We start from the raw sequence: 13,243 nt of genomic DNA, 5'->3' as shown, positions 1-13,243 counted from the left end.
CCATGGAGTCCGCGACCCGAGACCGTGCCGTGGATGCCGGGGCGGTCCATGAGTGGCGGGGCAGTTGGGGGTAGGCCACCCGCGGGGCTGAACCGGTGTCGGGATTTATCGGCCACCGCCTGCGCGAGCGTTCCCCGCACCCGCGGAGCTGAACCGACTCCCGGTGCAGTTTCACGCGTGAAACTGCAGCGTTCCCCGCACGCGCGGGGCTGAACCGGCCAGGGCGCAATTGGGGTCTACGCCGTCAGCGCGTTCCCCGCACCCGCGGGGCTGAACCGACTCCCGGTGCAGTTTCACGCGTGAAACTGCAGCGTTCCCCGCACTCGCGGGGCTGAACCGGCCAGGGCGCAATTCGGGTCTACGCCGTCAGCGCGTTCCCCGCACCCGCGGGGCTGAACCGACTCCCGGTGCAGTTTCGCGCGTGAAACTGCAGCGTTCCCCGCAGCACTCGCGGGGCTGAACCGTCGGCGATGCTGCACAACGACATCACCGACGCGCGTTCCCCGCACCCGCGGGGCTGAACCGACTCCCGGTGCAGTTTCGCGCGTGAAACTGCAGCGTCCCAATCAGAACCGTACCAAATGGAACGTAGTACGTATCGCGTACTGGTACGAGTTAGAAGTTGTGGAGCACCGTGCGCGCGACCCACAGCGTTGGCGGGCCACGATCGACGCCATGGAGTCCGCGACCCGAGACCGTGCCGTGGATGCCGGGGCGGTCCATGAGTGGCGGGGCAGTTGGGGGTAGGCCGCCGAGCAACCCCCTCGAAAGCCAATCCAATGAGGGATGCCGTTGCCGCTTGCGTCACCAGTCGGCGCGGGAACCCAAACTCCAGCCAGCAGGGCCGCGTCGCGGCCGGTGGCCGGCCTGGTCCACCACCGGGAGGGGCACAGCCCTGCTGGCTGAAGCGTGGTTGTGGTAACCCCTCGTCCTCGGTTTCATTCGACAGTGCGCCGGAGGGCGGCCCTTGCCTTGGCCTTGGGCTCGACTTTCCCGCAAAAATAGCCCTATATAGTTTGCCTTTTTTATCTTATTAATCAGATGGTTATCTTCAATTTTGCCACGTGGCAACATCACGCCAGTTCCGCACCTCCACGTGGTAGGGTCAATGGGGAAGACAATGCCGAGTTGAGCTCGGTGCCGACGCTGCTCGCGCTCCCGCTGCTTGCGGTCCCAACACCGGACCAGCGCGGTCGTTGCCCTGATGCCAATCGCGGTCACAGCAAGCAAGATGTGGATCTCCATGGCGTGGCTGCCCGACTGTGCAGCCAGCACCCCTCTGAAAGGCGACGCCGGCTGCCGCGGCCACCACCGCGGTGCTCGGTGTGCTCGACGGGTCAGGCCTCGCGGACCCACTCGCTCCCCCGGCCATGCCCCTCGCGCCGGATCACCCCCTCCTCGCGAAGGCGGTGCAGCGCCGCACGCAGGCGTTGCACCGGCAAATCGGGGAAGCGCTGTCGGAGCATGGTCATCGTAAAGCGCGCGGGCAGTTCCTCGAGCACCTCCCGACGGATCGCGAGCTGACTGCCGGCGCTGCTATGTACGCCCCTACCCGCATCGTGCCGGCTACGCACCGCCGCGACGGTCTCCGGCGCGGCATCCGCCAGCCGGGCGCTCACGGCGCGGAAGAACCCATGGCACCACTCATTCGCCTGCTTGCGGTTGCTGGCGTAGATCACCGGCAACGCCGAATGCATGGCGCTGATCTCCGCGACAGCCCGGGCCACGTGGGCGGCGGGCCAGGGCGCGACCCGCTTCGGATCCAACAGATGGCCGTAGGGTGCCTCGATGACCAGCGCCGGGTGTGGGTAGCTCGCCAGCTCCGCGAGCTGCTGGTGGAGGATGCGGATCTGGCCTATATCACTGAGCAGGTTGGCGAAGGTCTTGCGCTCGACCACCGCCTGGATCTGGCCATGCTCGTAGAGCGCATAATCGCCGCTCGGCAGTGCCTCCCGGTGGATATTCGCCCCGCTAAAGCGCCAGGGATAGCGCTCGCCGGAGTCGATGAGGATCTCCAGGGTGCGATCACCGAACAGCTGTGTGCGTCCGCGACTCTTGCTCGCCCGCGCCGCGCTCTGTGTGCGGAAGAAGATCTGCTCGTACTCGCCAGGGCGGTTCTTGTACTGGCGAACGAGAAACAGGAAGTCACAGCGCCGGCGCCTCGGGCGGTCCAGGGTCAGTGCCAGGCGGCGGCCGAGACGGTCGACCGAGACCACGGGCACTTCCTCGAGGAGCTCGCAGGCACTGTCGCGATCCGGCGGTTCGCGCTCACGCAGGCAGAAGACATTGCCCCCGGGGCCCGGCCAGCGGTCCTTCGCCCGCAGTGCGAGGGTGACCTCCCCGTCCTGGGTCAGGGTGATGCGGTAGGGGAACCGCTCGTCGTCGACTGCCTCAACGCGCCAGAGCGTGGTCATCGATCATCTACCAGACTGGAACCGCGTCAGAGGATGTATGCTTCGTGCGCAAAGATCCACCTGTAGCCCGGACTCCTCCATGGGGGGGTTGATGTTATACCTCGATAAGATCCTGGCCCAACTGGCCTACCCGCTGGGCCTCTCCACTTGCCTGGCCCTACTGGGACTGCTTTTGCTGGTAGTCGGCAGACGTGGGGGCGCGGCCCTGGCATTATTGTTCGCCGTTGGTTGGGTGGCGGGCTGGTCGCTGCCAGTGGTGGGGGATACCGTGCGCGGGGCGCTGGAGTCGCGCTATCCCAACCTGCCGATCGAGGAGCTTCCGGCCGCGGAGGCGGTGGTGGTGCTCGGCGGTGGTGTGGAGGCCGGGCCTCCTGGGTGGCCCTATCCCGATCTTGGCAGTGCCTCCGACCGTGTCTGGCACGCCGCGCGGATCTACCAGGCCGGCAAGGCGGGCCGGGTCATCGTATCCGGTGGTGCCCAGGGCTGGCGCGGCCCGCGGGGCAGTGAGGCCGGTGCCATGGAGGCCTTCCTCGGCGACCTCGGCGTCCCGGCAGACCGGGTTACCCGCGAGCGGCAGAGCCGTAGCACCCGGGAGAATGCGCTATTCACTGCAAGACTGCTGGATGCCTCGGGAATCCACCGCGTGCTGTTGGTGACCTCGGCCATGCATATGCCCCGGGCGGCGGCGAGCTTCCGCGCGGAAGACGTGGAGGTGATCCCGGCCCCCACCGACTACGAGGTCATGCCCGAGCCGCCGCATCTCCTGCGCTGGCTTCCCGATGCCGAGGCACTGGCGGACAGCTCCGCGGCCATCAAGGAGTATCTGGGGTTGTGGGCATACCGGTGGCGGGGCTGGGCAGGCTAGAACCCGGCGGGAGCGCACGCTCGAGATCGACGGTGCCCGTCTCGAGCCCGGCCTGATCCCGGCCGCCGCGGACGCCATGGCGTGGTTCGGGGAGTACGTGCGTGAGCACCTCGCGGCCGCCGCTGCCGATGACGAGACCGAGGCCCGGGAGCAGGCGGGGGCAGCGCGCTTCGGGCGATGTCCTACCACGTCTCCCGCGCCTGCGGTGTGCCCGAGCGATGCGGATGTCGCCGCCGTCAGTCGGCTCAATCCGAACGCGGCAGCCGACATGCACGGCCCGGGAGCGGGATCATCTCCGGGTTCAACGCCCACCGTTTAGATCGGTGCGCTGCGCGCCGTCGCAGAGGGATTACTCATAGCCCTGCCACCGATCGCCTCTGCAGTGATGACTTCCCTACGTAACGAAAGTATTATTTTGTTAGCACTGCGCAATGAAGCAAAGTCGAAATGATGCTTTCGTTTACGGATGAAGAAGAGGCCGTGCTGAGGAGCCTGGGAATCCGCTTGAGAGCGGCCCGGCGCGCTTTCGGTGACCGACACAGAGAGACACAACGGGAGTTTGCTGCCCGTATTGGGGTGAGTGAACCCACCTACCGTCGCCTCGAAAAAGGCGAGCCGAGCGTCCCCATCGGTTACTGGATCCGCGCACTACGCCTTCTTGGGAGGCTGGACGAAGCGGATGGTTGGCTTCAACGGCGGGGGTCGTTGTTTGACCACGTCGATGATGGGAAAAAAGGACGACGCCGGTGATCCACCTTCATGCCTGGCTGAGACTCCCCGACAACTCGCTGGTGCCGGCCGGCGAGATCGTGGTGGCCGATCCCGACCGCCGGGGCCGGCTCCAGGGCGAGTTCCGATACAAGGGCGAGTACTTGAGACACCCGGGCGCATTCGCCCTCGACCCGGCGCACTTGCCCCTCGAGATGACAAGCCCCGTGCCTGCCGACGACCCACGTTCCGGGCTGCACGGAGCATTCCGCGACGCTCTCCCTGATGCATGGGGACAACGCCTGCTCACACGCCGGCACCGACTCGGTCCCGGCAGTGCCCGACCACCTCAGCTCCTTGCGCTGTTGGGATCCCGCGGCCTTGGTGCGCTTCGTTTTACCACTGACTCACAACCGCCGCCTGCTGCCCAGGGCGGCGTACCGATACGCCGTCTCGGCGAACTCATGGCGGCAACCCGGCGTCTGGACCAACGCGACATCCCCGATCTGGACGAGGACGCGGCGCTTGCATTGTTGTTCCGCGCGGGGTCCTCACTCGGGGGCGCGCGACCAAAAGCCTTGGTCCGCGACGGGGAAACCGAGTTCATCGCGAAGTTTGCAGCGCCCGGGGACCGCTATGCGCTGGTGCCGCTGGAGGCAGCTACACTTTCGCTGGCTCGACAGGCCCGACTCACAGCGCCCGCCAGTTTCCTGAAGGAAATCGATGGCGAGCTGGCGTTGCTTATCGAGCGCTTCGATCTCTCCCCCGAGGGAGGGCGTTATCACATGATCAGCTTCCAGACACTCCTCGGCTACACGGAAGGCTGGTATGCACTCGCCTACGCCGACCTTGCCGATCCCTTGCGCCGGCACAGCGCCACCCCGAGCACGGATCTGCCGGCACTGTACCGGCAGGCGGTCTTCAATGCAGCGATCGGCAACACCGACGACCACCTGAAGAACTTCTCCCTCTTTCACACCGAGACGGGCTGGCACCTCACGCCTGCCTATGACCTCACACCGAACACCGCGGGTAACCTGGCACACGTGCTTTCCTTCGCAAACACCCCAGGCACGCCGGACCTTCCGGCACTGCTCGACACCGCCCGCGGCTTCGGCATCTCCACAAGGCGGGCCCGGTCCATCGTCCGCGAAGTCGTGAACGCAGTAAGCCAATGGCGGGACACCTTTGCCGAGAATCATGTTCCCGGTAGGGATATCGATCGTTTCGGCAATGACATCGATGCACGCCTGCGAAGGCTGAGTGAACAGTCCTGATTTGGTGAGCCCCCTTTGTCCCTTGGACACCCCTTTGGTAGGAAGAGGCGTAGTCCGAGGAGGTAGCGATGATGGAAGTGAAGCGGTGGACGGCCAAGCGCAAGCAGGAGGTCGTGCTGCGCCTTCTGCAGGGTGAGTCCCTCGAAGAGCTGACCCGGGAGATGGGGCACACGGCAGCCGAAGGGCCCCGCACGACCGGGCGCGGGCCTACTATGTGCATAGCAGCCCGACCCGGCAACCCTCCCGGCTGCCGAGTTACACACTCCTGGGGACTCTACTGCTGCGGGCCGTCATCCGGGGGCGTCTCGGCCCGTCTTCTGGTCGTTCGACTACCGGAGAGCCGAACATGTCGAAACAAACCAGCGAGTTGAAGATGTACGAGATCGGCGCCTACGAGGCGCGAATCCGTCTCGGCACGTTGCTCGACAATGTGGATGCCGGTGCTGGGTATGTGATCTCGAAGCACCACCGCAACATGGCGGTGCTGGTGCCTTACGAGTTGTGGCTGCAAAGGACACTCGGTGACCGGAGCGTGGAGGCGCAGGAGCTGGACCGGCTCGTCCGCGAGCTCCGCCACCGCCATGAGCAAACCCAGGCCGCGCTCGACGAGGCCTTCGCGGAGATCGCGAGCACCCGCGAGCTGCTGGCCACGATGCGTGCCGAGCGCGAAGCCGAGCGCGCGGATGCGCACCACAACCAACAGAGAGGGCCGGATGCCGGTGGTGGATGATGCGTTCGTCGCGATCCGTCTGCCCTGGCGCTGGGCGGAACGGTACGGCACCCACCGCCGGCGCGAGAGGCCGCGACCGGGGATCCGCTGTCGGGAAGCCCTGGGGAACGAGCGGCCGGGAGGAGAAGGTACGGGCCAGAGTTATTGTCGTCGAATACGGCCCACTATGGACTCCCCCGTTTGCAAGACGACGGGCGATGAAAACCATAGGTTACGTAAACCGCTGAAGGTTGCCACCGATTCCACGTGAAGGCTGCCACCCGGACCGGAGCAAAGCTGCCACCCGTCGGAGCATAGCGACGCGGGGTTTCTCTTCTTACTCCGATGCCGCAGTGCCCGTCAACTTGGCGTGGCGTTTTCGCATGGATTCACCCTTGAGGGTGATCTTGTAGGCGTTGTGGACGAGGCGGTCGAGGATGGCATCTGCCAGGGTGGGGTCACCGATGACGCCGTGCCATTCCTCGATGGGAAGTTGACTGGTGGCGATGGTGGACCGGCGGCCGTGGCGGTCTTCGAGCACCTCCAGCAAGTCCCGCCGGTTCTCGGCACTGAGCTTCATCAGTCCCCAGTCATCCAGGATGAGCACGTCCACTTTGGCGAGGTTGCTCAGCAGCTTGGCGTACTGGCCATCGCCTTTGGCGATCACTAGCTCCCGTAGCAGCCGGGTCAGGCGCACGTACTGCGCGGTGTGGCCCTCCCGGCAGGCCTTGTGCGCCAGAGCACAGGCGAGCCAGGTCTTGCCTACCCCGGTGGGGCCGGTGATCAGTACATTCAGGTGCTCCTTCACCCATTGGCAGCTTGCCAGTGCCTGGATCAGCCCTTTGTCCAGGCCGCGTGGGTTGCGGTAGTCCAGGTCTTCGAGCATGGCGTTGTGGCGCAGCTTGGCGCGGCGCAACCGGCTGCTCATGCGCCGGTTCTCCCGGTCGGTCATCTCCCGGTCGACCAGTAGCCCGAGGCGTTCCTCGAAGCTCAGATCAGTGATGTCGGGGGTGGCCGACTGGTCCGCCAGAGCGGCGGCCATGCCGGTGAGCTTGAGGGCATGGAGCTTCTCGAGAGTGGGATGGTTGAGCATGGTGGTGTCCTTCAGTGGTAGTAGGCCGGGCCACGGATGTTGTCGTGGGTCTCGGGTAAGGCCACGGACTCGGACTGCGCGGAGCGTGCCGGCGGCGCTTCCGCGTGGGCACCACACAGCGCGCTCGCCATCGCCGTCCGGCGCCGGATCGCGTGCAGCGTGTCTTCAGCGCCGAAGCCCCGGATCGGCTCTACGTCGCCGACATCACCCACGTGCCCACTGCCGGGGGCTTTCTCTACCTCGCAGTGATCCTGGACGTGTTCTCCCGCGCGGTAGTGGGCTGGTCGATGGCCGCTCATCTGCGCACGGAGCTCGTCCTCGGTGCCCTGGAGATGGCCCTTCACAACCGCCGCCCCACGCGGGTGATTCACCATAGCGACCAGGGATGCCAATACAGTGCGCGGGCGTTCCTGCACCGATGTGAGCGCGCTGGCGTAGCGGTGTCGATGGGCTCGGTCGGGGACTGCTACGACAACTCGATGGCGGAGAGCTTCTTCGCGACGCTGGAGTGCGAGCTCATCGATCGCCAGCCCCTGGGCAGCCGGCAACACGCCCAACGGGTGATCTTCGAGTTCATCGAGGGCTGGTATAACCGTTACCGTCGGCACTCGGCACTCGGCACTCGGCGCTGGGCTACCACTCCCCTCGAGAGTTCGAGGCCCGTTACCATGAAAGGCACAAACGGCTACCTGTCCACTGACTCGGGGCAAGTCCACGAGGCCGAAGACGACGTGCTCGCGCACATGGCCTACCCGGCGGCGGTGTGGTCGAAGATCAGCTCCACCAATCCGCTCAAGCGGGTGAACAAGGAGATCAAGCGCCGGAGCAATGTCGTGGGCATCTTCCCCAACGACGAGGCGGTCACCCGCCTGGTCGGGGCCGTGCTCACCGAGCAGAGCGAGGAGTGGGCCACAGGGCGGCGCTACATGAGTCTGGACAGCCTGCAGCGGGTCAGCGCTGCCGAGCTCGACCCGGAACAGGCCCTGGCCCAGCTCGACGAGCAGGCAGCCTGAACCGAGGAGAAACCCGCGGTGGTCAACGAAGGCCTTTTACACAGTTGACGGGGCACTGCCCGTCAATCGCGCACGTCCGGATCTGTGGGGGGCCGGAGCGAGTAATCGTCCGGCCTACCCGACCCCAGGTGCCGGGGCTCAGCCGGCGGTTTTCTCTTTGAGCCGATAACTCCCCCATCACTGATTAGACGGCAGTTGATCGATCCACTCCGTTACCTCGCTTAGCCGCCATGCGACGGCTCGAGCGGACAAGCGATATGGCGGCGGGAACCGGCCGGTGGCAATCAGGGCATACAAGCTGGATCGGCTTAACCCGGTTATTTGCTCCACTTCTCGGCGGCGCAACATCTGGTCTACGTCAGGCATATCGTCGTAGTCTCCCGTTGCCGGTATATGCATATGCAATCACAGTATCTCCTTAGTGATGTGGCGGTCAATAGTTAAGTATCTGATTTAGAAGGATATTTACATGGGAGACACCGGTGCGGGTAGGAATATCATCCCCGTTCAGCGCGATGTCTACAGTGGGGTAGGACGGGCGTGACAACCGGCTAGGTGGGCATAGGGGCGTGCTCAGGGAGCGCACTGCGGCATACGCACCCCCCCGTGGGGACGGCCCGTCGCGCGCCTTGCCGCCCGGCATCGGCGCCTGCGCCAGCCCGGCTGGTGGGCCACCGCCGCCGGCGAGAGCGAGAAGCCCGCGCTAGCGCGGCCCGAGACCGCGAAACCACTGCCGATCGAGCAGGTGGAGCGCACCAGTGCGCGGACCCGCGCGCCCAAGCCGTTCACGGAGGAGACGCTCCTCACGAGAAATTTTCTGGAGAGACAAGGCAAGGGAGGAAAAGAGCAAATTCGTGCAACACAGCGAGGCTCAGCGCTCGTTGCGCATATTCTGGCGAAGCTTGGAGACCTCGCCGCGACGCGGCCGGGACGCCTTCGTCGCCGAGCAGGCCCGGATGATCACCCATCACATCGAGGAGGTTGTGGACGCCATGGCGGATGCACCTGCGAGAAATCGGGCAACCGGGAGGATGCGTTCAGCGGACATGAAGATCGCCGAGTTCAGGGACTGGCAACTGCCAGAGGGGGGGATACCGACTACGAGGTCTGCAAGGGGTTCCTGGAGGGCGCCAAGGACACGGAACCCCGCCGACGAAACGGATGCCGACGTTCGCGGAACGCATCCCTGCGGCACGGACCCACGGCGTGGAGCTCCGCAACGAGATCATGGGCACCTTCGATGCATGCGCGCACTCCTGGAGAGATACCCACCGAAGAAGTCATCGAGGGCATAACGCCCCAACGCCGGCGCGTTGCGTCCGTTGAACGCCGCGTCGGTCTCCCCCGATCCGCCCATCTGCGGAAGCCTTCACGGGCAGGCAGGCACCACCTCAGAGGGAAGGTATACCGGCGTTTAGCGGGCATGCCAATCGGGGAGAGGGAAGGAGGGAGAAGGCACAGTCGCTAGGCGGGGCAGAGGCATCCGCTGGATTCGTGTTGGCACGTTTCGCCGAAGGCAAGCGGTGATAGTGCAGACACAACCAGAAGGTGGTGGGCGGGGCGCCGTCAGCACACCCCCGTGCCGGCCGAGGGCCCGCAGGGCGTTGCACGGGGGAGGGGGCAGGTCGGTGGCTTGTCGGTATCGGGGTGTCGGTGGGTCGGTGGCGGCTGCGCGTGGCGCCAGCGAATCGGCGACGGCGGTGCCGCATCCCCCTACCGGGAGGCCGTTCACGCGCGGGCACGCGCGTGCGGCCTCGAGAACAGGCGGCAACCGCGGTGATGGGTGAAGGAGTGAATGGTGAAGCACCTGCGCAGCAAGCAGACGCGTGAGGAGGCGATCGCAAGGGCCCGGGAGATGAGTGAGCAGGCACTGCGCACCGCGCGGCAACGCAGTGAGCGATTGCTCGAGCATCTGCAGGCCACCAACGAGCGATTGATCCTGCTGCGTGAGCACATTCGCGACGAGCAGCCGAAGCGTCACGGCGCGGTCTTGTTGGAGCTTCAGGCGTGCGGCCCCGGATGCATCGGCTGCCCCCATCCGCGATGGCAACGATGGATCAACCAGGCGTCGTCGAAGAAGGGCAAGGAGCCGACATGGTATGCGACACGCCCGCGGTATCCGAGTCATGCAGCACGTGCGAAGGAAGTGCCGGAGTCGGCACGCGAGTACATCCGTGAGGCAACCCGGATCATCCAGCGACGGGAGACGGTCATTCGGCGACTGCGGGAACTGCACACGTGCGTGGCGAACCTCGATACGTCGTATGCGATCCACAGCCGCCAGGACGACAGCGGAGACGATGACGCATGAACCGGGGAACCGGCGTGTCCCCCCATGCCCGGAGCGAACACCCTCACGGGTGCACTCCGGGCCGGTCGGGCGCCGATGGCTATCGAAGGGGATGGTGCGTGCCGCTTAGTGGCGTCAATAGCAGTAGAAAGATTGCAATGAGAGTGCATCCGAAAGCCTCGCGCGCGCGATCGCGCGCCCCCACGTGCGCCCGCACCCGCGTGCGCGTGCGCGGGAACGCAGCCACCCACGGTGCCGGGCCGACGGCCGTTCAGCGGGCGTCAGCCCGATGCGGCCGGAGGAAAATCGGACCTTGATCGGTTTGCTCAACCGGGGGACATGAACACCATCCGGCCTCGAGTAACTAGGTACAGCATCCTCATCAATCATCGTCTCGATTGCGCGTTCGTCGATGGGCCACTGGCTTGTCGGAAGGCAACCGATAAGAGGCCGATCAGAGGCGCGCAGGAGAGCACGATGAACCCCCGGTAACGCGGCCGCTACCGCGTGCAACAGCGAGAGGGGATAGGTGGAGCAGGGTGTGTCCGGAACCCGGCCCGCCCCGACAGGGGCGTTGGCCGGGTGGAGGGGGAGGACGAGAATGAAATTGCTCCCGTCTCCGGCTTAGAGAATAAAATCAGGGGAAGCACCCCTTCGCGTCCGGCCTATTGTCGCGCCCCCGGGGAGGGGCGGTCCGCCGCGGTGAGCGGCGCCCCTCCAGGTGCGGTCGGTGGCGCGGGTCCTTCCCCTGGTGATTCCCCGGGTCTGTGTATTGGGTTAGTCCTTGGATTCGGCTGGATGCTCCTCGCGATACTGGCGCATGGTCTCGAGCAGATCCGGGTAGCTCACATCACCACGGATGAGCTTGGTCCCGGTGGCCTGCTCATAACACCAGATCACGAACACTTGGTCCTCGCGCCGCCACTCGTCGACATCACGCGGGATGAAGCCTCGCCACTCCTCGTCACCACGGATGTACTGGATCGCTTGTGTGATGTTCTCGTCGATCTGATCCAACCGGGTGCGGCCTGGCACGTAGAAGTCTGCCATCGTCACCTGGTCGGCGAGGATCATGACAGCGAGCTTCGGCAGCTCCAGCCATGTGGCGATTCGCTCGATGATCGAGCTGTCCAGATGATTGGCCTGGCGCCGGCCCGTGCGCAGGTGTGAGAGCGTGCTGGTGCCAACATCGATCTCCTCGGCAAGCTCGGTGATGGTCACCCCGCGCTCGACAGCTTTGGTGAACAGTATCTGCACCAGTTTGTAGCCAGGTGTCTCAGGACCGATCTGCAGAAATTCTGTCCGAGCGGACTTCGGTGATTTCGGCCCCTTGCGCAGCCTACCCTTCACCTCTCAGCGAGGGGCGAGTGTCGGATAAATAGAAGGGTTCCGGCACCAGTGCGAACGCCAACACGTCGACGAGGCAGACCGCCGCATCCTCGCATGACGATTCCGCGGGCGATGGCAATGCAACCGGGGGCAAGGATGGCGGTGGTGACGCCCAGGCTGGAGCGGGGCAAACGGCGGATGATTCACCCGATGAACACGCTGCGGAAACGTCCTCATCCGCACGGCCTGCCGCCGCTGGGATCGGTGGCCACAAAGGTGGGTAATTGGACTTCCTCTCGTACAGTGAGCACCCCGTGCGTATTCCGGTGAACGTGATTGCGGACTCCGCTGTCCGTGACCGATTCGCGGCGCGGTGTCTGAGCTTGGTTTTGCGCAGCCGGGCCTGCAGCCGGCGGTCGTCGCGGGCGGTGAGCTTACGGTCGACCAGCAGCCCGAGGCGCTCCTCGAAGCTGAGCTCTTCGATATCGGGCAGGGGGCTCTGCTCGGTGACCGCCTGGTGCATGCCGCTTAGGTAGGGTTGAGCTCGGGCTCGTAGCGGTGCGCCTTGTGCACGCCTGCCTTGAGATTGTCCGGGACCAGGAGCTCGGGACCGCGCCGAAGCAGGCGAAGGCGCGCACATGCGAGCCGATTCACTCGGGCGGGCGCTGCGTCCAGGTGGCCTCCGCGTAGGTGTAGGTCGCCGCCCCCAGCACGGCGACGAAGATCTTGCGTATTCCGGCCCATCGTGACCGCCCATTCCGATTGATCGTGACCGCTGATTCCGGCGCATCGTGACCGGCGATTCCGGCCGGAGCGTGACCCGATTTTGGCTCTGGCGCCGGAATCCGCGGTCACGTTCACCGGAATACGCAGATCTGCGCCGGGCGCTCCTCGCCGGTGTGCCGGTCTACCACCGGCACCGTCTCGCCGGCGAAGTCCCCACGAATAGCTTCTCGCCGGCGCGGTGCGTCTGGCGCATGACGACGTCGGAGCGCTGCGCCCAGGCGCGATAGCGCTCACAAAACCAGCTGTACTGAAAGCCCTGCGGGTGCGCGGCCTTGTACTCCTGCCACAGCAGCATCAGCGTCACGTCCTTGCGAAGCAGCTCCCGGTGGACGTGGGCCCAGTCCGGCAGCGCCGCTGTCATCGCCGCCGGGTGCGGTGGCCAGGGCGGGAACAGCGCCCGCTGCAGCGTCGCCTCCACTAGCGCCGCGGCCGCCGGCCACTGCAACCCCGCCGCCTCGAGGCGGCGTAGATACTCCGCCACGGTGGCCCTCCCCACCGCGGCACTCTGCGCGACCTGCCGGCGGCTTAGGCCGCGCTCGAGGGTCAGTCGGAGAACCTCTTTGATCTTACGCATGGACAACCTCGTTGCCGGCATCTGCCCCGTCCTCAGTCGGTCAAAAGGAAGCAGCTTACCGCTGTGATCATCCCGCGCCGGGCAACGCTCCCCCCTCAGCGGGGGTGGCCGGCTTCGTCCGGAATACGCATGCCCGGGCGCCCTGCGCATCAGGGGTACGCCGGCATTGTCGAGCACCAGGCCGA

Annotated in this window: 9 protein-coding genes and 5 pseudogenes; 7 read left to right on the top strand and 7 right to left on the bottom strand. The window is 65.7% G+C overall.

All coding sequences use genetic code 11. From position 1 onward, the window contains the following. Positions 1-1,337 precede the first annotated feature (1,337 nt). Positions 1,338-2,414 carry an ERCC4 domain-containing protein gene (locus tag ACQ754_RS03785; protein WP_440995647.1) on the bottom strand — a complete coding sequence of 359 codons (1,077 nt, stop codon included), beginning with the start codon at positions 2,412-2,414 and terminating at the stop codon, positions 1,338-1,340. 91 nt (positions 2,415-2,505) lie between these two features. Here ACQ754_RS03785 and ACQ754_RS03780 point away from each other — a divergent pair, with 91 nt between their 5' ends. The 4 genes from ACQ754_RS03780 to ACQ754_RS03765 all read left to right on the top strand — a co-directional run bounded on the left by ACQ754_RS03780 (position 2,506) and on the right by ACQ754_RS03765 (position 5,994). Next, on the top strand, positions 2,506-3,279 hold the full coding sequence (locus ACQ754_RS03780; RefSeq protein WP_440995646.1) for a YdcF family protein: 774 nt from the start codon (positions 2,506-2,508) through the stop codon (positions 3,277-3,279). A gap of 447 nt (positions 3,280-3,726) precedes the next feature. Beyond that, positions 3,727-4,029: a helix-turn-helix domain-containing protein gene (locus ACQ754_RS03775; protein WP_440995645.1), complete on the top strand. Its 303-nt coding sequence runs from the start codon at positions 3,727-3,729 to the stop codon at positions 4,027-4,029. After that, complete coding sequence (locus ACQ754_RS03770) at positions 4,026-5,264, top strand: type II toxin-antitoxin system HipA family toxin (RefSeq protein WP_440995644.1); 1,239 nt, start codon at positions 4,026-4,028, stop codon at positions 5,262-5,264. Before ACQ754_RS03775 ends, ACQ754_RS03770 begins: the two co-directional genes overlap by 4 nt. A gap of 346 nt (positions 5,265-5,610) precedes the next feature. Beyond that, on the top strand, positions 5,611-5,994 hold the full coding sequence (locus ACQ754_RS03765; protein ID WP_440995643.1) for a type II toxin-antitoxin system Phd/YefM family antitoxin: 384 nt from the start codon (positions 5,611-5,613) through the stop codon (positions 5,992-5,994). A 316-nt stretch (positions 5,995-6,310) separates the two neighbouring features. On the opposite strand, the gene istB is transcribed toward ACQ754_RS03765, so the two are convergent. Then, positions 6,311-7,066 (bottom strand): IS21-like element helper ATPase IstB, encoded by a 756-nt coding sequence (gene istB, locus ACQ754_RS03760; RefSeq protein WP_440995642.1) that lies wholly within the window; start codon positions 7,064-7,066, stop codon positions 6,311-6,313. A 74-nt stretch (positions 7,067-7,140) separates the two neighbouring features. Between istB and ACQ754_RS03755 the strand changes: the two are divergent. Both ACQ754_RS03755 and ACQ754_RS03750 read left to right on the top strand, forming a co-directional pair. Continuing rightward, positions 7,141-7,698: pseudogene (locus tag ACQ754_RS03755) on the top strand (IS3 family transposase); the annotation flags it as partial. A gap of 87 nt (positions 7,699-7,785) precedes the next feature. Then, positions 7,786-8,079, top strand: a pseudogene (locus tag ACQ754_RS03750) (transposase); the annotation flags it as partial. 177 nt (positions 8,080-8,256) lie between these two features. Here ACQ754_RS03750 and ACQ754_RS03745 read toward each other — a convergent pair. Next, entirely contained in the window at positions 8,257-8,427 is a 171-nt protein-coding gene (locus ACQ754_RS03745; RefSeq protein ID WP_440995662.1) for a helix-turn-helix transcriptional regulator, read from the bottom strand. Between the two features lie 1,447 nt (positions 8,428-9,874). On the opposite strand from ACQ754_RS03745, the gene ACQ754_RS03740 reads away from it, so the two are divergent. Continuing rightward, positions 9,875-10,390, top strand: a complete 516-nt coding sequence (locus ACQ754_RS03740; RefSeq protein WP_440995641.1) for a hypothetical protein — start codon at positions 9,875-9,877, stop codon at positions 10,388-10,390. A 756-nt stretch (positions 10,391-11,146) separates the two neighbouring features. Here the strand turns inward: ACQ754_RS03740 and ACQ754_RS03735 are convergent. The 4 genes and pseudogenes from ACQ754_RS03735 to ACQ754_RS03720 all read right to left on the bottom strand — a co-directional run. Further along, entirely contained in the window at positions 11,147-11,626 is a 480-nt protein-coding gene (locus ACQ754_RS03735; protein WP_440995640.1) for a helix-turn-helix domain-containing protein, read from the bottom strand. A 439-nt stretch (positions 11,627-12,065) separates the two neighbouring features. After that, a pseudogene (locus ACQ754_RS03730) lies at positions 12,066-12,221 on the bottom strand (ATP-binding protein); the annotation flags it as partial. A gap of 8 nt (positions 12,222-12,229) precedes the next feature. Continuing rightward, positions 12,230-12,423, bottom strand: a pseudogene (locus ACQ754_RS03725) (IS21 family transposase); the annotation flags it as partial. Between the two features lie 141 nt (positions 12,424-12,564). After that, a pseudogene (locus ACQ754_RS03720) lies at positions 12,565-13,058 on the bottom strand (IS21 family transposase); the annotation flags it as partial. Positions 13,059-13,243 lie beyond the last annotated feature (185 nt).

The sequence above is a fragment of the Arhodomonas sp. SL1 genome (genome assembly GCF_052060015.1).
Classification (GTDB): domain Bacteria; phylum Pseudomonadota; class Gammaproteobacteria; order Nitrococcales; family Nitrococcaceae; genus Arhodomonas.
Note: the sequence above shows the minus strand (reverse complement) of the source record. Positions and strands in the feature narration are given on the sequence as shown.